The organism is Paenibacillus sp. SAFN-117 (assembly GCF_051966115.1).
GTDB lineage: Bacteria > Bacillota > Bacilli > Paenibacillales > NBRC-103111 > Paenibacillus_L > Paenibacillus_L residui.
The window spans coordinates 49,977-70,546 of the sequence record NZ_JBQCLK010000007.1 but is presented as its reverse complement, the minus strand read 5'-3'; the positions used below and the strand labels follow the sequence as shown (position 1 = coordinate 70,546).

At 48.1% G+C, this 20,570-nt stretch carries 17 protein-coding genes and 5 tRNA genes; 7 read left to right on the top strand and 15 right to left on the bottom strand.

The annotated features are described in order from the left end of the window. Positions 1-6: 6 nt before the first annotated feature. Positions 7-1,470 (bottom strand): NCS1 family nucleobase:cation symporter-1, encoded by a 1,464-nt coding sequence (locus tag ACTHRH_RS06655; protein ID WP_440414703.1) that lies wholly within the window; start codon positions 1,468-1,470, stop codon positions 7-9. 387 nt (positions 1,471-1,857) lie between these two features. On the opposite strand from ACTHRH_RS06655, the gene ACTHRH_RS06650 reads away from it, so the two are divergent. The 3 genes from ACTHRH_RS06650 to ACTHRH_RS06640 all read left to right on the top strand — a co-directional run bounded on the left by ACTHRH_RS06650 (position 1,858) and on the right by ACTHRH_RS06640 (position 4,001). Further along, the gene (locus tag ACTHRH_RS06650) at positions 1,858-2,310 is read left to right on the top strand and encodes a MarR family winged helix-turn-helix transcriptional regulator (protein WP_144937976.1); all 453 of its coding nucleotides are present in this window, start codon (positions 1,858-1,860) and stop codon (positions 2,308-2,310) included. Between the two features lie 25 nt (positions 2,311-2,335). Continuing rightward, positions 2,336-2,854 (top strand): GNAT family N-acetyltransferase, encoded by a 519-nt coding sequence (locus ACTHRH_RS06645; protein ID WP_379290246.1) that lies wholly within the window; start codon positions 2,336-2,338, stop codon positions 2,852-2,854. A gap of 718 nt (positions 2,855-3,572) precedes the next feature. Next, positions 3,573-4,001: a DUF6892 domain-containing protein gene (locus ACTHRH_RS06640; protein WP_144937964.1), complete on the top strand. Its 429-nt coding sequence runs from the start codon at positions 3,573-3,575 to the stop codon at positions 3,999-4,001. 482 nt (positions 4,002-4,483) lie between these two features. Here ACTHRH_RS06640 and ACTHRH_RS06635 read toward each other — a convergent pair. From ACTHRH_RS06635 to ACTHRH_RS06610, 6 genes are all read right to left on the bottom strand, one after another. After that, a tRNA-Leu gene (locus tag ACTHRH_RS06635) sits at positions 4,484-4,566 on the bottom strand. A 40-nt stretch (positions 4,567-4,606) separates the two neighbouring features. Continuing rightward, positions 4,607-4,682 (bottom strand) — tRNA-Lys (locus tag ACTHRH_RS06630). Positions 4,683-4,746: 64 nt separating this feature from the next. Beyond that, positions 4,747-4,821: transfer RNA gene (locus ACTHRH_RS06625), tRNA-Glu, on the bottom strand. Between the two features lie 162 nt (positions 4,822-4,983). Beyond that, positions 4,984-5,075 (bottom strand) — tRNA-Ser (locus ACTHRH_RS06620). Position 5,076: 1 nt separating this feature from the next. Further along, positions 5,077-5,152: transfer RNA gene (locus ACTHRH_RS06615), tRNA-Asn, on the bottom strand. 110 nt (positions 5,153-5,262) lie between these two features. Then, a complete protein-coding gene (locus tag ACTHRH_RS06610) occupies positions 5,263-5,739 on the bottom strand; it encodes a SprT family protein (protein WP_144938047.1) in 477 nt (158 codons plus the stop codon). Positions 5,740-6,153: 414 nt separating this feature from the next. Between ACTHRH_RS06610 and ACTHRH_RS06605 the strand changes: the two genes are divergently transcribed. After that, a complete protein-coding gene (locus ACTHRH_RS06605; protein ID WP_440414767.1) occupies positions 6,154-6,507 on the top strand; it encodes a hydrolase/acyltransferase in 354 nt (117 codons plus the stop codon). Between the two features lie 113 nt (positions 6,508-6,620). After that, the gene (cmpA, locus tag ACTHRH_RS06600; protein ID WP_144937961.1) at positions 6,621-6,749 is read left to right on the top strand and encodes a cortex morphogenetic protein CmpA; all 129 of its coding nucleotides are present in this window, start codon (positions 6,621-6,623) and stop codon (positions 6,747-6,749) included. Positions 6,750-6,844: 95 nt separating this feature from the next. Here the strand turns inward: cmpA and ACTHRH_RS06595 are convergent, their stop codons facing one another. From ACTHRH_RS06595 to ACTHRH_RS06570, 6 genes are all read right to left on the bottom strand, one after another. Next, complete coding sequence (locus ACTHRH_RS06595) at positions 6,845-9,070, bottom strand: Tex family protein (protein WP_144937958.1); 2,226 nt, start codon at positions 9,068-9,070, stop codon at positions 6,845-6,847. 655 nt (positions 9,071-9,725) lie between these two features. Further along, positions 9,726-10,076 (bottom strand): type II toxin-antitoxin system PemK/MazF family toxin, encoded by a 351-nt coding sequence (locus ACTHRH_RS06590; RefSeq protein ID WP_010276580.1) that lies wholly within the window; start codon positions 10,074-10,076, stop codon positions 9,726-9,728. A gap of 3 nt (positions 10,077-10,079) precedes the next feature. Next, positions 10,080-10,379, bottom strand: coding sequence for a CopG family ribbon-helix-helix protein (locus tag ACTHRH_RS06585; protein ID WP_144937955.1), 300 nt, complete (start codon positions 10,377-10,379; stop codon positions 10,080-10,082). 126 nt (positions 10,380-10,505) lie between these two features. Beyond that, positions 10,506-11,678 carry an alanine racemase gene (alr, locus tag ACTHRH_RS06580; protein WP_144937951.1) on the bottom strand — a complete coding sequence of 391 codons (1,173 nt, stop codon included), beginning with the start codon at positions 11,676-11,678 and terminating at the stop codon, positions 10,506-10,508. A 140-nt stretch (positions 11,679-11,818) separates the two neighbouring features. After that, complete coding sequence (locus tag ACTHRH_RS06575) at positions 11,819-13,093, bottom strand: outer membrane lipoprotein-sorting protein (protein ID WP_379290252.1); 1,275 nt, start codon at positions 13,091-13,093, stop codon at positions 11,819-11,821. A 412-nt stretch (positions 13,094-13,505) separates the two neighbouring features. Continuing rightward, complete coding sequence (locus ACTHRH_RS06570) at positions 13,506-14,651, bottom strand: tyrosine-type recombinase/integrase (protein WP_440414765.1); 1,146 nt, start codon at positions 14,649-14,651, stop codon at positions 13,506-13,508. Positions 14,652-15,002: 351 nt separating this feature from the next. On the opposite strand from ACTHRH_RS06570, the gene ACTHRH_RS06565 reads away from it, so the two are divergent. Next, positions 15,003-15,212: a helix-turn-helix transcriptional regulator gene (locus tag ACTHRH_RS06565; RefSeq protein ID WP_440414698.1), complete on the top strand. Its 210-nt coding sequence runs from the start codon at positions 15,003-15,005 to the stop codon at positions 15,210-15,212. A 390-nt stretch (positions 15,213-15,602) separates the two neighbouring features. After that, positions 15,603-17,783 (top strand): DUF927 domain-containing protein, encoded by a 2,181-nt coding sequence (locus ACTHRH_RS06560; protein ID WP_440414696.1) that lies wholly within the window; start codon positions 15,603-15,605, stop codon positions 17,781-17,783. A 1,187-nt stretch (positions 17,784-18,970) separates the two neighbouring features. On the opposite strand, the gene ACTHRH_RS06555 is transcribed toward ACTHRH_RS06560, so the two are convergent. Next, complete coding sequence (locus tag ACTHRH_RS06555; protein WP_440414694.1) at positions 18,971-19,288, bottom strand: ferrochelatase; 318 nt, start codon at positions 19,286-19,288, stop codon at positions 18,971-18,973. A gap of 3 nt (positions 19,289-19,291) precedes the next feature. Beyond that, on the bottom strand, positions 19,292-20,362 hold the full coding sequence (gene hemE, locus ACTHRH_RS06550; protein ID WP_440414692.1) for a uroporphyrinogen decarboxylase: 1,071 nt from the start codon (positions 20,360-20,362) through the stop codon (positions 19,292-19,294). Between the last annotated feature and the right edge of the window lie 208 nt (positions 20,363-20,570).

The window sequence follows — 20,570 nt, the reverse complement described above, 5'->3', positions numbered from 1 at the left end:
TTAATATCAAGAAGCGGCATCGATGCGCTCGGCTTGATCCGGGCTTTTGGCAATGGATGATCTCATAAGCACGTAATAAATGACCCCGCCGAATCCGACACCCAAGAACCAATTGTAGCTGTACAGATAATCCAAGGACGGAAAAATAAGTCCCAGGAACGCAACCAACACACCGATGGCCATGGCGATGAGTGCGCGGATATTCCATCCCTGACGATAAGCATATAGGCCATCTCTCACATAAAAGGCGTCAACATTGTAATTCTGCCTGCGAATAAGGTAGAAATCTACGAGCATGATTCCCGTGACCGGCCCCATTGTGGCTCCGATCGCCCCCATCACTTCACCGATCGAGTCGAAGCTGTCGTACCACAGCCATGGCGCGGACAGCGCACCGATGATAATCGCAATCAAACAGGATCTCCGGAAGTTAAGTTTGGCCGGGTACAGATTTGTCATATCGTAGCCAACCGATACACCGTTGGTTGCAACGTTAACAGAAGCGGTAGAGATCAGAACCGAGAACGCCCCCAGAAGCACAATGAAAGGATGATCGAACTTGAGAAGAAGATCTATCGGATTCGTTATGGCCTCCCCGTAAGCGATTACAGTTCCTGACGCAACCAGTATGCTCATAAGTGAGAAGATCAGAAACATCAATGGCAGCCCAATCCCCTGACCGATAATGTGATCCTTCTGGCTGCGCGAAAACCGGGTCAAATCCGAAATGTTCAGAACCAGTGTCGCTACGGTACCAAGCAGTGCGGATATAGATAAAAAGAACGTTCCCCAGAATTCTCCCCCCGAAATAGTGGCAGGTGCAGAAACAAGGGGCTTAATCCCATGTGCCGCATCAACAGCCCATATGACGAGACCGACAGCAAGAATCATGATCAGGGGACCGGCCCACAGCTCGAACTTGCGAACTCTTTCCATGCCATGGTTGATAACGTAAGCGTGAAGAAGCCAGCAGATGACAAATGCTATAAAGTTGTTCAGGTCCATACCTACAATCTGATAGTCACCCAGTGACTTCCAGCCCGGAAACGCTACGCTTAATACGGCTCCGACGGCCTTACTTCCGATATACATATGGACGCCGAACCAGAATATGGCCAGCAATGCGCGGAGAAATACCGGAACCTGCGCTCCTTTATAACCGAAAGCGGAGCGAATAAGCACGGGGAATGGCAATCCGAACTTGGCTCCCGGAACGCTGTTTAGTAGAATTGCGATAAATGCTACGCCGTAAGCGATTGCAACAACGGCGAAAGACTGCCAGAAGCTGAACCCTATCTTGACGAGGTTAGCCGCAACCTCCCAAGCCACAATGTTATGAACAATTCCCATCCAGACCGCGGAGTAGCTCCACCAGTTCCAGTTACGCTTCGATGGCGGTGTCGGGGCCAGGTCTTCATTGACTAATGTAGGATCCCACCGATTTCCTGCCTGCTTGTTCACTTCGTTCATAATTTCCGTTTCACTCCCTTGATGTGTTAAAAGTTTTGGAGATAAGCAAGCAGGATGGCTTGCTTGATTCCAGCCCGGGTAAAGCTGCAGCAAGTTGACTTTATATATAACCATTACCCGGTCGCTTTACAGAACTATCGATTAGATTTTATTCGTCACCTCCCATAAAAATTTTTAGATAGCATTAAAATTATTTTTAATAATAAATTGGATTCTTTACGATGTCAATCCTAAATTATTAATCCGCTATCGGCTTACGACGAGTTGTCCATCAACGGAGCTTGACATCATCATCGTTTTTTGTTGCAAATGCAACAAATTTCAGGTAAATTCAATGTACGCATTTTTATTGCATTTGCAACAATAACGCAGACTAAGGAGTTAATTATGAAGGATATTCTCCGTGAAATAGGAATGATTGCAAGGGCACTAGATTCTATAAGCAATATAGAATTTAAAGAGTGTGACCTTACAAGAGGGCAGTATTTGTACCTGGTCCGAATATGTGAACAATCGGGAATCATTCAAGAAAAGTTAGCCGAGATGATAAAGGTAGATCGAACAACAGCAGCCCGTGCTATAAAAAAACTTGAAATTAACGGCTTTATTGAAAAGAAAGAAGATACACATAACAAAAAAATTAAAAAACTTTTTCCAACAGAGAAAGGGAAAAATGTTTACCCTTTTATAAAAAGAGAGAATGATTATTCCAACACCGTTGCATTACAGGGATTTTCCGAAAGAGAAGCAGAAACCATTCTCCGTCTTCTTCAAAGAGTAAGAAAAAATATAGGAAAAGACTGGGAATTTGTTAAAAAGGGAAACAAGAGAAATTATTGATTATACAAAGGGGCGAAATATTTAAATGACCATAACTATAAAAAAGTGTACCCTCGAAGATTTACGCAAGCTTCAAGAAATTAGCTATGAAACATTTAACGAAGCCTTTAAGCACCAGAACTCACCCGAAAATATGAAGGCCTATTTGGAAAGGGCATTTAACTTAAAGCAATTAGAAAAGGAATTATCCAATCGTTTTTCGCAATTCTTTTTTATTTATTCGAATAATGAAGTCGCTGGATATTTAAAGGTCAACACGGATGATGCTCAATCTGAAAAAATGGGTGATGAAACCCTTGAAATCGAGAGAATTTATGTAAAGAAGAAATTTCAAAAACTCGGGCTTGGTCAATATTTGCTTAATAAAGCTATGGAAATTGCGGCGAAACATAATAAAAAGACAATCTGGCTAGGCGTATGGGAAAGAAATGAAAATGCTATTGCTTTTTATAAGAAAATGGGGTTTGTTCAAACCGGAGCCCACTCTTTTTATATGGGGGATGAAGAACAACTGGATTTTATAATGACCAAAACACTCATATAAAGTGAATTGAAAGGTATAGTTCGATTAAGGCGGGGTTTTTGTTTATACTTTTCTCGCTATTAATCTTTGGATAAGGCAGTAGAACAAGCAGATTAATTGTTACCGGCATAGAATAATATTATCTTTTTGGAAGGGAGAAGAAGCCTATGCGTTGTCCTCAATGTCCGACAAGGACAGTAGTCGATCCACCTGTAAGAGTATTTGAAAATGTGTTTCACCCTCAGATCGTACAAGTCATTCAGCCAGTCGAGATTATAAGAAAACATCATTGTGTACCTATCCCCCACCGTATCGTTAAGCCAATATTTAGGGACGAATTTTGCACAGTATCCAGTCGTAGGTCGAAGAGAAAAAGATGATCAAAAAGAACTGCCCCGCTCAGCCAGACGGCCCAGCGGGGCTTTTTTTGCCAAATGTGACCGATTGGGGATTGTGGAGAAATTCCCCTCAGATTAAGTAGGCTACCACAGTTCTACCACGAATTGGATGCATCTGCTAAAATAATAAATAATCTGGAAGCTGTTTATGATCGGTTGCCCAATATAAGAGTGCTAAGCCTGAATGACGAAGGAATTAGATTTGAAGCCGATGTATTCGAACAGGGAATTAGGATGTGGTTACTAAGTCAAGGCACGCAGATTGAGGTGTTGATTATGCTCAAATGCTGAAAGAACGAAAAACTATGTTAGCAAGTGTGAAATAAGAATGGAGATGGAAAATGGGAAAGCATGTTGATCTTACGGGTATGTTTCAAGATTTTAATTTTAAATTGGTGGTCATTGATGCGTTGCTTGATCTAGATCCGAAATTTAGACAGGAGCTTGAACAATTAAAGGAGATATATACAGAAAAGTATGAATGGTATGCGGATGATTCTGGCCCTATCGACGAACTGTTACAGTACTTCTCAGCCCTGGAACTTGAAAAGGAGGATTTGGATAAAGTCACGGAGCTGTGTTTGGATGGAGGAAATGAAATATACCATCTCATTCAGCCTGATTGGGATGGTGAGGATGATTTTTTTGATATTACACATGTCGGTGGCTTTGAGCACTTAATCAACCTGAAATCTATTACATATATCAGCATGTGTGACGTTGAAATTTTAAATCCAATGAAAGAAAAAGGCATCGCCATTTTCATTTAGACCCCTATGCCGCTGACCGCGGCACCATCAGATGATGAAAATGGATGGATTTTCAAGGTAGAATAGAGTTGAATGGCTTCAATAGTGTGAAATTTGAAAACTTAATGGATTTCATACAGTTAGATTTCTATATTCGGAAGAAATATGGAAAATAACTGGAAAATCTACAGTTAGTTTGCGCCAAAACAGCCGTTTCGCCCAAAGTTGCCCATTTTAACTGTAGTTTATCCAGTTAGTTTGATCATTTTCGCCCATTCGCTTGAATCTACCTGTACAAAATACAGTTAGATGTGCCGCTCCTCTTGCAACGATGCCTGCAGACGGTAAAATAGACGGATTTTCAAGGTAGTTGGAAAAAGCCTATATAAGCGGGTTTGAAATGGCACCAAGTAGAGACTGACATATTTGATACAAAAAAATTTATATATAGAAAAAACAAAAAGCCCTTATACATTAAGGGCTTTCGATGCTTTTACTTTCTATGCGGTCGAGAGGACTCGAACCTCCACGGGCGTACGCCCACTACCCCCTCAAGATAGCGTGTCTGCCATTCCACCACGACCGCGTATGTGATTATATTACCACGAATTGCCAATGAGAAGCAATGGTGAGCCATGGAGGACTCGAACCTCCGACACCCTGATTAAAAGTCAGGTGCTCTACCGACTGAGCTAATGGCTCTCATGCAGTTCTATGTCCGTTAGCCCAGTGCAGTTGCAAATCAGTGACAAACGGAAAAGATAAATGGTGACCCGTACGGGATTCGAACCCGTGTTACCGCCGTGAAAGGGCGGTGTCTTAACCACTTGACCAACGGGCCAAAGCTTGATTACTTTAAGGGCGCTCCTTAAAGCGACAAGAGTTATTATAACGGATATTCATACCTTTGACAAGCTTTTTTTCATATAATTTATTTTGGATTTTAATGCCATCATCAACTAAACAAAAAAGACCGCATACCGCGGTCCCAGTCGCTTATGTATGGCGGAGAGAGAGGGATTCGAACCCTCGCACCGCTTACGCAGTCTAACCCCTTAGCAGAGGGTCCCCTTATAGCCACTTGGGTATCTCTCCATGGCTCCCCGAACAGGACTCGAACCTGTGACAACTCGGTTAACAGCCGAGTGCTCTACCAACTGAGCTATCAGGGAATGTAAAGCGACATCTTTAAATTTATCATGAAGTTTCCATTTAGTCAAGTCCTTCGAGAAGGACTACCGTTAGAAAAAATCCTGCCGAAACCCGCCCTTTCTGTATATAATCACCTTAATTCCTCGTTCTTATCCAAAGCAAGCAGCCGCAGCTTCCCCCTGCATTTCCCGCAAACATATTTACGAGGGTCTACCTTGCGTTTGCGCAAATATTCCATTTGGCAGGAGCCGCATACCAGCCGATAACGGTAGGGCTCCTTGCTTTGTCTGCCGGGCAAAGCCTGACAGAAGCGGGTTCCCCCCACCTCTTTCAACAAGGTTTTGAAATCAGCGTCACGGTGCTTGTATCCTTTGCGCTGCAAATGCAAATGATAATGGCAAAGCTCGTGCTTAATAATTTTCTCCACTTCGTCTGCCCCGAACGTCTCATAATGCTTGCGGCTTATTTCAATATGGTGGGTCTTCATGAAATATCTTCCTCCCGTAGAGCGAAGTCGAGAATTGAAGGTGGCCCGGTGAAGAAATGGCCTTCCAAATGATCTCAACGAGATTTGTTCGACCCACTGCTGTAATTCCTCGTTGCTCATAACCTCTCGCTCCTTCTCGTGCATAACATGGATCCAGCGCCGCTGCCGGACCTCCCCCTTCACGCATCTAATAAGAAATCCTTACGCTCAGCTCACCAATTGACCGGCGGGGGAATACCATTGATCGGCGTTCAGCCCCGACAGCGATAGGTTATAAATCAGTGGCCCGGATTTCGCCGATATTCTCTTGAATTTGTACCGCATCTTAAGTACACTGTCAAGTAGAAACTTGTGTAATTGAGGATGCGGAAAACGGCGCTTAACTGCTTAACTTTTTCAACATTGGAAACTATTTTGCACGAAACAAAAAGAACTTATCTTTATTTATTCGACACGAAAGACGTAAAGGCGGAGACGTTATGGTTTAACCGTCCTTCACGCGCAAGCGAAGAGAAAGAGAGGATAACGGACCGTATGGCCAAAATGCGATTTGGAATACTCAAGCTGGGGGAGCATCTGGAGTTTGTGGAGATGCCGTCCACTCATATGTACCAATTGACTGCGTTGAACCGAAGACTTCACAAGGAACTGGACAAGCTGACGGCAGGCAATGTTCCACGGCTTCCCTATCTGATTGCGGAATGTGATGATTTGGAATTGGTAGACGAGCAATACCCGGTCACCGGAGGATTGGAATATGTCAACCGGCTGGAGAGTGCTTTTGCCGCTATTGAAGAAAACTCCTACCCGCTCATTTCGCTGCTTACGGAAATTCGTGCGCTGCAGGCCCAACTGGAGCAGTGGTATGAGGAAGAGGCCGATCAATAGGCGGAAACAGGTCGCACAACAGCCCGTTCAATACTTCGTGGACCTGCACAAAATCGCCGATTTGCCCATATGGTAAATTAAGCAGGCGATTTCAGCAGGAAGGGGCGGGATGCATGCCGCAATGGCTATGCCTTCAACTGATGAGGGCTTTCCACAACAAAAACCGCAGGCAAGTCAAGTTGCTTAATGATTGCTGGTTCTTCTATCGGACCAAGCAAAATGAAGTGAAGGAGCAATCCTGAAGGGTAATCCCAATATGACATTTTTCGAATGGGGATCCATTCGAATCTAAAACAAGGAGCAGTCCGTTAATCGATTTCCGGACTGCTCCTTGATTTTATTTATCCTGCCGATGCGGATTTTTCATCGTCAGACTGACTCGGCCCTTTTTGACATCCACACTAAGGACCCAAACCGTAACCGTATCTCCTACGGAGACAACGTCCATAGGATGCTTGACATACCGGTCGCTTAGCTGGGAGATGTGAACGAGACCGTCATTCTTGACCCCGATGTCGATAAAGGCTCCGAAGTCAATCACGTTCCGGACGGTTCCCTGCAATTCCATGCCGGGAACCAAATCCTCAAGCTGAAGCACATCCGTCCTGAAGATTGGCGGCGGAAGCTCTTCCCTCGGATCCCTGCCCGGTCTCTGCAGACTGTCCAGAATGTCCCGGAGAGTAGGCCCCCCAACTCCCAGCTTGGGAGCGATTTGATCGGGATCTAGGCCCGCCAGCTTGTCCTTCAGCTCCTGCTGACCCAGGGCGTTCAGCTCCAGGCCCAATTCACGGAACAACTGATCCACCACTCCATAGGATTCCGGGTGAATAGGAGTTTGGTCAAGCGGATTCTCCCCATCGCTTATCCGCATAAAGCCGACACACTGCTCATACGTTTTGGCACCCAGCCTGGGAACCTTCTGCAGCTGCTTCCGGTTCGTAAACTTGCCGTTCTCCTCCCGGAATTTGACGATATTTTTGGCAATGGTACCGTTGACCCCGGCCACATAAGACAACAGCGACGGAGAAGCCGTATTCAAATCCACACCGACATGGTTAACTGCGGATTCCACCACAGCCGACAGGCTTTCCTCCAGCCTTTTCTGCGTGACGTCATGCTGGTATTGACCCACTCCGATCGACTTGGGATCGATCTTGACCAGCTCCGCCAGAGGGTCCTGCATGCGGCGCGCAATGGAAATGGCGCTTCTCTCGGCAACGTCCAGTTCCGGGAACTCGGTTTGCGCCAGCTTGGAGGCGGAGTAGACACTCGCTCCGGCCTCGCTCACGATAATATACTGAAGCTGCCCCTTGCCGGCAGATTGGATAAAATCGGCAACAAACTGCTCGGTTTCCCGGGAAGCCGTCCCGTTGCCGATCACGATCAGCTCCACTTTATGCTTGTCTACCAGCTGTTGGAAGATGGAGCGGGCCTCCGCCACTTTATTGTGCGGAGGGGTAGGATAAGTCACCGCGATATCCAACACCTTGCCGGTTTCATCGACTACCGCGAGCTTACAGCCTGTCCGGTATGCCGGGTCAACACCGAGAACCACCTTCCCCTTCACCGGAGGCTGCAGCAGCAAGTTCCGCAGATTTTCGGCAAATATTTGGATCGCGTGTTCCTCCGCCATCTCCGTCAGCTGATTGCGAATTTCCCTTTCCACCGCGGGGGCGATCAGCCGCTTATAGGCGTCCTCTACAATAGCAGTCAACGTATCGGCAACAATTGAACCCCAATGCTTAATATACTGTCTGGACATGTATTGATGGATTTTCTCCGCCGCGACGTCAATGGATACCTTCAACACCTCTTCACGCTCTCCCCGATTAATCGCCAAGACGCGATGAGGAGGGAGCTTGCGTACCGGCTCCTGGTAATCGTAATACATTTCATAGACCGATTCCTGTTCCGGATCCTTGGCTTTGGTTATGACCGTTCCTTCCTCCCAGACGAACTTCCTGACCCAAGCCCGTATTTTCGGATCATCAGCCATTCTCTCGGCGATAATGTCCATAGCACCCTGCAGAGCTTCCTCCGCGGTATGGACTTCTTTATCAGGTTGGATATATTTACCTGCCTCTGCCATCAGATCGCCCTGCTTAGGCTGCTGCAATATCCATTCCGCTAGAGGCTCGAGCCCTCTTTCCTTGGCGATGCTCGCTCTCGTCTTCCTCTTCTGGCGGTAAGGGCGGTATAAATCCTCGACTTCCTGCAGCTTGACGGATTTCTCGATGTCGGCCCTGAGCTCCGGAGTCAGCTTGCCCTGCTCGTCAATCAGGCGGATCACTTCCAGCTTGCGATCCTCGAGACTTCTTAAATACTGAAGCCGTTCTTCTATATTGCGAAGAGTGTTCTCATCCATCTCCCCGGTCATTTCTTTACGATAACGAGCGATAAAAGGAATCGTGTTCCCTTCATCCATCAGCTCCACCGTTGTCCTGACCTTGCCCGGAGGAAGCTGCAGTTCGCTGGCGATCTGCTTGAGAATCCGTTCCCGCGTCGCTGCCTTCTGTTCCTCCGTCACCTCGACAGCGACGGTTTGTTCTTCAACATTTGCCATCCGTAGCATCCATCCTTTGTCTATTAGTTGTCCAACAGGGGAAATGACCAAAATGCAGGTGTAAGTAACCGAGAGTGATTACAGCTTTCGTGGCCGTTAATTATGGAAAAAGGCAAGGCTAATGGTAAGATAAGCAGCATTGAATGAACAAAATGACAACAAGAGGCTGTCTATCAATGGCGTATAACTAAGATCATGTGAGAAACCTGCACGGTTTGGTTATAACGGACCCTAGAGACCTTAATCGCTCCAGAAGGGCCTTTCGGTAACTTTAACGGACTGAGACGACCTTATTCCCAAGAAACATACGCGAAGGCAGGAGAAATCTATGAAATAAGCGCATCTGTGTCCGTCTAAAAAAACCGCCTAATTTGACAAAATAGGGTCTCTCAGGTCCGTTACATTTTCGCAGTAATCCATTACCAGTTTCATTGATGCTGCACGAACTTTGCTATTACTATTACTATTACTATTACTAGTACTAGTACTATTACAATTAACCAGTTGTACGCCCTTTTCCACATTAAATCGACAGCCTCGACAAGGTGTTTAGTCCATAGAATATTCCCCAGTTTTTCCGAGCAATCCCCAATCGCATAAAAAAAGGGGGATATTAGCTCCCCCGCTCCGCTGCTCGTACACCTGGTTGTTTAATTTAAAAGTCAATCAGTCCGACGCTAATTTGCAAGGCATCGTCTACCTTGCGCATCGTTTCATCGTCCAGATGAGTGATTTTATCAGTCAGCCTCTGCTTGTCGATGGTACGGATCTGCTCCAGCAGGATGACCGAATCGCGGTCAAAGCCATGTGTCTTGGCATCTATCTCGACATGAGTGGGCAGCTTCGCCTTCTGAATTTGGGCCGTTATGGCCGCTATAATGACAGTCGGACTGAACCGGTTGCCTATATCATTCTGAATGACAAGAACCGGACGAACTCCTCCTTGCTCCGATCCCACGACCGGAGAGAGTTCAGCAAAAAAAACATCGCCACGCTTAACTATCAACATCTACACCCCGCTAACTAAGCGGTCTAATGTGCTTCCCGCATCTTCCTCTGCTTGAAAGGACTCGGAAGCAATGTTGAGATTGATTTTGGCCATTTCCATATAGCCGCGCTGCATAGATTCGCGCAGGTGCCTTTTTTTGCGCTCCATTAGATAAAGCTTCATCGCTTGCCGAATCAGCTCGCTTCGATTAGATTTTTCCAGTTCCACAATCCCGTCCACTTCCCGCAAAAGCTGGTCAGGCAAACTGATCATGATCCTTTTCGTGTTCGCACTGGACAAAGAACTCGCACCCCCAAACATTACTCAACCAATATTACCATTATAGCGGATTTCAAGCAATTTAATACAAGAAAAAATATATGCGCAAGATATATCAATTATGTTATACAAATGATAAAGATCGTGGCGAGTTATTCCATAGTCCTGTCAATAATGCCGCAGCAGATTCAAAGTGTTCTGAACCTTGCCGTGGCTAACGTATACTTTGGGAACCCGGTGCGAGATCATGCAGACGATCTCATAGGGAATCGTGCCGAGCGTTGCTGCAATTTCCTCTACGGGAATAATTGCATCTTGCTGCCTTCCAAAAAGCACCACTTCATCACCACAAGCCGCTTCGGGAAGATCCGTCACATTAATCATGCATTGGTCCATACATATCGTACCGACGACGGGAACACTCTGTCCCTTCACCAGCACCCGCGCCCGGCCCGTCAACATTCGGGAGTAACCGTCGGCATAACCGACCGGCAAGGTAGCTATCCTCTCCCCGTCCTGTCGGGTTCTATACACCACACCGTAACTGATCCCTTCATTAGCCGGCATCGATTTAACCATGACAATCTTCGTCTTGAAGCTCATAACCGGCTCCAGCAGAATCTTCTTCTGATTAACTTGAGCCGAAGGGTAAATCCCGTACATCGCAATCCCCAGTCTCACCATATTATAGGTAAGCTCCGGCAGATCGATGGCCGCAGCGCTGTTCCCGGCGTGCAAATAGGGAAATCTGATACCGCGCTTGGCAAAGTATTGAACGATTCTGTCAAACCGGCTGTACTGCATCCTCGTGTACGTCTTATCTTCCTCATCTGCGCTGGCATAATGAGTAAACAAGCCCTCCACGATCACTCCCGGAGTTCGGAGCGCCCGTTCGATGAACGCTATCGCTTGTTCCTCCTGATGCAGGCCCAGCCTCCCCATACCGCTGTCAATCTTGATGTGAATCTTGGCCGGATGCTTCTCGCCGGCCAGTTCGGCCACCGCCTGCAAATTCTCTTCATTGTACACGTTCAGCGTAATTCCGTTCTCCAGAGCAAGGGGAATCCCCTGCGCAGGAGTGTGACCCAGTATCAGGATCGGGTCTTCAATCCCTGCTTTTCTCAATTCCAACGCTTCATCCAGGAATGCCACCGCCAAATATTTAACACCGCAAGCCGATGCTTCCTTGGCTATTTCAACGGCTCCGTGGCCGTAAGCATCCGCTTTGATCACCGCCATCATTTGTATAGACGGGTCCAACAGGCTGCGGAAGGCATTCAGGTTGTGACGAAGCGCGTCCAATGAAATCTCTATCCATGTCGGACGATAAAACGAATCCAAGCCTTCCACCTACTTTTACAGCGTAAGGGGATACTTAAGAAGCCTAAACTTCTCTAGTAACCCCTCGGTACCGGCGTTTCTGGTGCTAATAGCTTTAATGTTAAACGCTTCTGGGTATGCTGTCAATGAATCGTCGGGCTCTATTTTGCCGACTGATCCTGGACGGATTGGGCAATGGCAACCATTTCCTCAGCAGGAAGATCGCCGGAGGATAAACGGAACTCTACGCCATCGTATGTCCATATCAGCGTTTTCTTGTCCTCTCCCGTCATCACCGCAAAGGTATAGCCCAGGTCCACCAAGGTTGCGGGCAGGACGGAGACGGAGCGGTCCACCGGCTTGGATTGCAGCAAAGTATAATGATAAGTGCCGGAATATCTTTGCAGCAGTCCCTTGCCGTCTCCAAGCTTCACCTCGGTTACCTCCGATTGGGTAACTCCCTCCGGCATGTAGGCGGGATCAATAAATACCAGTGGTTGCTGCTTATCTCCGTCCGTCTGCCCGGCTTCAGCCGAGGCCTGCCCCTTGGCTCCGTCCGACTGCTCGCCTTCTGCAGAGACCTGCCCCTTGCCTCCATCCGTCTGCTCGCCTTCAGCAGAGGCCCGCTGCTTGCCTCCATCCGTCTGCTCGCCTTCTGCCGAAGCCTGTTGCTTATCTCCATCCGTCTGCTCACCTTCTGCCGAAGCCTGCTGCTTACCTCCATCTGTCTGCTCACCTTCTGCTGCGGGCGATTGTCCCTCTTTCGGAAGCATCGTCGGAGCAGTCGGCAGCATCGATGCCGTCATATTTCTCTGCATATCGAAGGAGTCTTTATCGAATTGTTTATTAAACTCGAAATGGCTGAACTCCATTGACACCATGACGTTATTGCCGGCATCGGTCACCTGCACGTTCTGCGGCTGAAGCGTCTTCTTGTCGAGCCATATCTTCTGCCTCACCAGGGACGCATTCTGGTAGTTGGCCAGTACATCAAAGACATATGCATTCTCTTCGGCCGTAAACTGACGATCCTTATCTGTCAGGATGCTGTCCGCAATCGACTGGAACAGATAAGCCTGCCCTTGATTGTCCGGCCAATTGCTCTGGAAGCGGAAGCTTTTATTCAAATGAGGAGTCAGCACATACACCCCTTCATCATTTCGCAAAACAATTTGGGTAATATCCTTCTTGTCGTTAGTTAAAGAAATTCGGTAATAGTGCGGTTTCTTGAACCAGACTTCGACCTGGTATTCCTGGGGCACCTGCCCCGTATGCAGCGTCATCCGGCCCACTCCCTGATAGCTCTCCATCTTGCTGACGACTTCGTTCAGTTCCTTGACTACAGCTCCGGCATCCTTAGCGCCGCATCCGGATAAAATGACTGCAATTGCCAATACGATGGCTGCCATCCACGTGACCCGTCGCATTCCCATCATCCCTCTCTCCTCAAGGTTTGTTAACCAGCCCAGCTTTCGCAAGCCTTTGCGATTTCACTGATACATGTCTATGTAGAGACTTGGCCATTTATGCGGACGGGTTTGACGAGCATGACAAGTCGTTTCCGCTTGGAGAGGCAAGAGTCGGCGTCCCGGACGGTTTCGCTGTCTCTGTAGCAAGTTCACGAAGGCGCTCCGGGAAACTGCTTACAATCGCTCGGCGCTAACTGCTTGCAAACAGGAACTCGCTGGAAGTGGTTTCAACGAAAGAGTGAACCGAGCGTACGCTCGTACTTCTGACAAAAAGAAAAGGAACCCCGAAAGGTTCCCCTGAGTGGGCGCGGTGAAGGCGGCTACAGAAGCCAAGACTTCCGACGAGTGTCACACCGAACCGGTACACGGATGCGTGCGTTCAACCCTGTAGCGACTGACTTTGTGCCGGTTCCAGTTGTACGAGTTCGTCAAACTTGGCGGCAGCAGCTTCTTGAAGCCCAGGGAGCAAGTGGCTGTAGCGGTCCAGTGTGATCGTGACGGACGAGTGGCCGAGTCGCTCACTGACTACTTTCGGGTGAACACCGGCTTTCAAAAGCAGTGAAGCATGGGTGTGGCGAAGGTCGTGGAAACGGATGTAAGGCAACTTTGTTTTCTTCCGAAAGAAGTAGTACCAGACCCCTTCCAATTGTTGTGGGGTGAGAGGACCGCCATCTTGCTTGCAGAAAACAAGGTCGTGGTTCTGGTAGTGTTCAGATGCCAACCGATCCGCCAGTTGCCACCTTCTGTGTTTTTTCAAGGCGGTGATGGTCTGCTCCGGCAAAGCGATGGTCCGAACTCCGGCGGCGGTCTTCGGCTCTTGGAACATGTATCCCTCGTAACCTCGCACATAGGCACGGCGAACAGACAACTTCGCTTGTTCAAAATCAATGTCTTGCCACTTGAGACCAAGCACCTCGCCCCGGCGCATGCCGGTGGTGGCGGCTACAAGAAACAGCGTGTAATAGCGTTCGTTCGTGAACTCCCGAAAAAACTGCGCCAGTTGTTCCTCGTTCCAGACCCGCATCTCTTTCTTCGGCACTTTCGGGGCTTTGACGAGCTTCGCCACATTAGCCTCGATCTTCCCCCACTTGACTGCCATTTCTAGTCCATCATTAAGAACCTTGTGCACGTGCTTCGCGGTCTGCGCCGCTAGTCCGTCTTTTTGCATCTCATCGTAGGTGGCAATCAGATGTTGCGGAGCTAGCTCACAAAGCTTCACAACACCAAGTCGCGGCACGAGGTGGTAATTGACCACCCAACTATACATGTTGTAGGTGCCGGGACGAACATATTGTTTCTTTTGTTGCAGCCATGACTTAAAGTAGCTTGAGACCGTTTCGTTCGTCGGCTCGTATAGTTTGCCGTGCCCCATCTTCGCCAGCGCCTTCGCCAGTTCTGTCTCTGCTTCTGCTTTCGTCGCAAAACCGGACCGCCACTTTTGTTTACGCCTTCCTGTGACTGGATGCTTCCCGGCCTCGACAACAAACGCCCACGATTTTCCACGCTTGGTTACACAGCCTCGTATTTGGAACGCCTCCTTCCCCGTCCCATTAAAAATTTGAAAAAATTTTCAAATCAAGAGAATTGCTTTCGGGAAAAGTTAAACCGCGTTAAACCGGGTTTAACAGTGGCTTGTTAGCCGTTGCTATGGTGCTGTTGGGGGCTTCCAGTTCCTGTACAGCAAAAAAGAACGCATGGCCAACAAACCTAACAGCTTTTGAACACTTACATCTTAGCGAAGGCGTAAGTATCATGGGTACGTAGACTTGTCCTTTCCAGAAACGGCAGAAAACGACAAGTTACGACACTGGACGACAGGGAGTATTGCTGAACAAAAATATGACATGTTTTAATGGAAGTAAGACAGGAAAGGCAGGTGTCTAAGATGGTAGAGGAACTGTTAACCGTGGAGGAACTTCGGGTCAAGCTGAAAACGTCCCGGCGGAATCTGGAGCGATTGCGAAAGCAAGGCATGCCCTATCTCATGTTGGGGAAATCGCCGCGTTTTGACTACGATGCTGTCTTGAAGTGGATGAGTGATCGAAAAGAAGCCGAGGAACTGGCGAAAAACGACGTTGAATTCTAGTTCAAAAAAATTTTTTGAAAAAATTTTGCGGTTCACGGAGCTCGTCTCTGACGAACCCGAGGTCACCTGAATGGCTCTACATCAAGGGTTTAGAGGCATTTAAGGCATTTACAAATTAGGCAGAAGCGCGTATGATGTTCATATAGACAGTCCATCAGTTTGAAACATGTGAAACGAACTGCCGACCATAAAAAATACTACGGCGGGTCGAATGTTAAGGAGTGTTGAACTAAATAAGGCATGCCCTGGTCCATCGGGGTGAAAGTCTTATTTGGTTTACACTTTGTAGCATTCGGTCCGCCGTTTTCGTGTTCTGTGCAGTTCGTGAAAGAAGGTAATGCCTATGGATGTCTGCCGTTTTCGCATTCAAAAATATAGGGAGGTTAAATCATGGTAGCACGTAACGAATTCTTGACTGATGTCCGGGACACCGGCCCAATGGATCAGAGATCTTCAGATTTTTTAAAAGCACTGAAGTTTGTAGAAACGCTGGAAAGTACAAGTCTGGATGACGACAGATGCCTTGACAAGATATTAGAGTTCGAAAAACCGTTGAATGCGGACGAACGTCTGTCTTATTGGGCGGCAATTGCGAAGCAAACGGGGATTTCTCAAGAGGAGTTACTGGGTGTGCTAAAAGACTTCAGGATGACTCAAATGTCCACTAAGCCCATCCAACAACATTTTTCGGGGTTCCCATACCCGAAGCTTCATTTACCGTTCGGATATACCGCGCGGATGAATGCAAAAACAAAACTTCCAGAAATCATCCTCTATGACAAGAAAAAAACGGTCGTGGTGTCCAATGTCGCTGCGTTTCCAATTCGCATGTATATTCCAAAAGCAAAAGCTACATTGGACCACCCTGAATTGTATCAACTTACCCGATACAATCCTGGAACAGGTTTATGGGAAGAAGTACCGCAGGTGTTCAAGAAATCGTACCTTTGCTATGCAGGGAGCATCCACAATCTTGCAGACACCGGGATTTCTGTCGGGTCTGCAAATGCTTCAGAATTGGCGAAGTTTTTTCAACTGTTCATTGATACAAATGCAAAGAATCTTGAGATTGTTGAAACGGTACACAAGTTCGGCTGGGTGACCAACAAATCGACAGGTGAAAAAACATTCGCTCCTTTCTTCGGCTCGTATACTGTTGTTCCGGCCTCTGGGGATATGACAGAAAAAGAAGAAGCCGCTGGCGATTTTGAACTCGTGAAAAAGAAAGCCGGAAATCGGAATGAAGCGGTGGCTATGGTACAGGAAATGAAGGAAAACAAAGTGTTTCTGACCATGCTCGCCGGAATGTTTGCGGGTCCGGTCGTGTACTTGCTTCGGGAACACTTGCAGGAAAGCATCGGGATCGATTTGTCTGGGAAAACGTCCAAAGGGAAAACGTCAGTTCAAAAAATCGCGTTTAATCTTGTGTATGGGAATGCCAACCCTTTCACCCGTTCATGGGAAGGAGCGACGCCAAATGGGATATGGGGCATCGCAGGCATTGCGAATCATCTTCCTTTCATTCTAGATGATTCGCATCTGATTCGTAAACATACAGCGAACATGCCACACGCCCTCATCAATGGATTTCAAGGCGACAAGATGCAGGTGAATAAAGCCACCAACGAACTGTCGCTTCGGGAGAGAAAAACGGTCATGACCGTCATGTTTTTTAACGGCGAAGTACAACTGAGTGAACAAACGCTAATTTCAAACAGCCGTGGCTTGCTTGGAAGAGTTATTATGGTGCGCGCACTACCTTTCCCTGAAACGTTCACATCTGAACAGGTGAAGGCTTATGTTCGTCGTTCGTATTTGAACCGAGGACATTTTCGGGACGATTGGTTGACGCATTTGTCCAAATTGGACCCAGAAGCTACTGTAGACCTAGTAATGGAACTGACCAAGCTTTTTGAAGTGGCAGACGCCTCATCTCTTTATGGGCGTTTGACGAGCAAAGCGGCCACGCTGTATTGGAGTTTGAAAGAAGCCAACGAAGTGCTTGGCCTGGGACTAGAGCCGGACATTTTGATTCCGTTTTTAATCGAGCAGATGACGACAACGACAACAAACGGCGACATTAATGAGGAAATCGTTCGTGACATAGTCGAGCATGTCAAGCAGCACAGTGCGCAGGAAGAAACATTTCACCCATTCACGCCAAATCGACTTCGTGAGGGATATAACAGCAGTGAGGATGACTTTTTTCTGGTCAAACGTACGTGCTTGGAGAAAATCGTCAAAGAGCGTCGCAAAATTGAGCCTTTGCTTGATGAATTGCATAACGAAGGTTACCTAACTCAAAAAGGGAGTCGCAAAGTCAATTATAAAACGCGAGAGGGCTCCTCTTCGTCTACCACGGGCTATTCTTTCTCTAAAAAATTTATAAGGGATAAGTTGGGAATATACTTGGAGATGCCGTTTGATGCTACTTCGGCACAGAAACCGGATATCGTACTAACCGAATCTCGTACCGAGTTTGAAACTGCAAAACAATTCTATGCCGGTTCAGATATCCCTGTGATTCGAACACCGCAAGCTGACCGTCAAAAACGCCGCACAAAAGTTTGACGAACTCGTACAACTGGAACCGGCACAAAGTCAGTCGCTACAGGGTTGAACGCACGCATCCGTGGTACCGGTTCGGTGTGACACTCGTCGGAAGTCTTGGCTTCTGTAGCCGCCTTCACCGCGCCCACTCAGGGGAACCTTTCGGGGTTCCTTTTCTTTTTGTCAGAAGTACGAGCGTACGCTCGGTTCACTCTTTCGTTGAAACCACTTCCAGCGAGTTCCTGTTTGCAAGCAGTTAGCGCCGAGCGATTGTAAGCAGTTTCCCGGAGCGCCTTCGTGAACTTGCTACAGAGACAGCGAAACCGTCCGGGACGCCGACTCTTGCCTCTCCAAGCGGAAACGACTTGTCATGCTCGTCAAACCCGTCCGCATAGCTGTCGGAATGCCTCTTTTGCTTCTCGGAACCATTCGCCGGAACCCTCACGGCGCAAGGGATTGGGAGGTTGGGAGAACTACACGTGCGGGGATATTTGGAAAGCTGCAAACACGCTGCAAACACGAAACTCGGCTAGGATATTTCGGAACCTCCAAGCCAAGAGGTTCTAAGCAGGAGCAAGAAGCCGGGGCGAGTGTTTGGCACGAGAGCTTCGGTGGTGGGCCGGGAAGCCGCACCCTTGGGCAAGCGTCGAGCAACTTGCCAAACCTGCGGGCATCCGACCGCCCCTCCGACCGGCAACAAACTACAAGATTAGGAAAGGGACTGGGCGGCCAGGGGGGGTTCCAAAGCGCCGTCCCACCTAGCTGAAGTAACCTTAGTAACCCTCAAGTAAACATGACTACACGCCTCTGTCTCGGTGTACACGAAACGCAGTAAACCAAGTAAAAAAAGTAACTATGTATATATACATCTAAATCTGTATGTGAGTACGGGGGTACGTTTAAAGAAGGCTTCGCCAGATGTTACTGCCTTTACTGCGGTTACTGCCTCCCGTTCCCGCCGAAGCCGAAGCCACCCCACACCTTTACTGGAGCCTTACTAAGCATTACTAGCCCTTACCGGCAAAGCACTGCGGTTCCTGTAGTCTGCCTCTCCGTTCACAAGCTAGCCGAAAACACTTACAGCTACAAGGTCATCTTACACTGGAGTCATGGTGGCAAGGCGGGCGAACTGCCGAGCGCAAAGGTTCAGAGGCTGGGTCCATTGGCTTGGAACCTACACGTGTAGTTGCTGGTCGGACTCCCGAGTCTCAAGCGGAGTATCCAACTGGACTAGCGAGACGTTTCCCGACAAACGGAGAGGCATGCTTCAATCCTTGATAGCAGACGTACTGGCGAGTGTCATCCTGCTCATTCAGCACACTTTCCAAGCGCTCCACCTGGCGATTCGTATTTTCCCGAAGCGGAAAAAAACCTCCGATTGCTTCGTAGCGGTCAATTAAATCTTGCAGCTGCTCCGGTTCAGGAGGGCGTCCGCGGCGAATATGCGTATAGTAGTCTATGACTTGTTCCATGCTTTCCGGCGTTCCGTAAGACATGACCAGCACGCCAACTTTTTGTTTTGCCATACGTCAAACTCCTTCCGATTCGACAAACGATTTTTCCCTGATCGCCTCTTCCGAGTATCGGTGAACAAACTCCGTTAACGCTTTTAGCTTGTCCAGCGAAACCTCCGGAAATAACCCATGGCCGAGGTTAAAAATAAACCCTTTGTCGCGGAGTCCGTGATCGATGACGTTTTTGGCATACTGTTCGATAACTTCCTGCGGTGCAGTCAGCACAGTCGGATCCAGATTTCCTTGTACGGCTACGGGCCGATCCAGCCTTTTGCGGCCTTCCGTAAGCGTTATTCGCCAGTCGATGCCGATGACATCCGCCTGGACACCTCCAAGCGTCGGCAGCAGTTCGCCGGAACTGACCCCCGGGTAATAAATTTTCGGCTGATCGTAATCTGAGAGACGGGCGAATATGCGCTCAATCGTCGGAAGCACAAACTTTTGAAAATCTTCCGGGGCCAGCGCACCGACCCAACTGTCAAACAACTGGATTGCTTTGGCGCCGTTTTTTAATTGAGCCTGGAAGTAGGCGACAACCATATCTTCCAGCTTGCTCATCAGCTGTGCCCAAAGCTCCGGTTCGCTGTACATCATCTGTTTTGTGCGCCAATAGTTTTTAGACGGCCGGCCTTCGATCAAGTAGCTGGCGATTGTAAACGGCGCACCAGCAAACGTGATAAGCGGAATCGACAGCTCCCGGTCCAAAATGCGGATCGTTTCCAACACATGGCCAAGATCGTTTTCCACATCGATCGGACGCAGCTTTTCCACATCCCGCCTTTCCCGGATCGGATTGTGAATGACCGGTCCAACGTTCGCTACGATGTCAAAATCGATGCCGATCGATTCGACCGGATTCATAATGTCCGAATACAAAATCGCCGCATCCACACCTAGCTTCTTCACCGGCATCATCGTAATTTCCGCGGCCAGCTCCGGCTGGCGGCAAATTTCAAGCAAGCTGTATTTTTTCTTGATTTCCCGATATTCCGGATCGTATCGTCCCGCCTGTCTCATATACCATACAGGAACCCGCTCTACCTTTTGTCCGCGGCAGGCTCGAATGAACAAATCGTCATATGTCATTAGTTCTGAGTCTCCTTAAACTCCGTGCTGTAAGCCAATTTCCGTGCACCGAAGAGGTGCTTCGTCCATACATGCGATTATGGGAACCGCCATGACGAACAGTGAAATCGACTCCTGTATTCTCTTAAATCCATTATGCCCTTTTTAAAGATACGTCACAACCAGCGTAAACAAAATGTTTCTGACAAATATATGACAAAGCTGACTT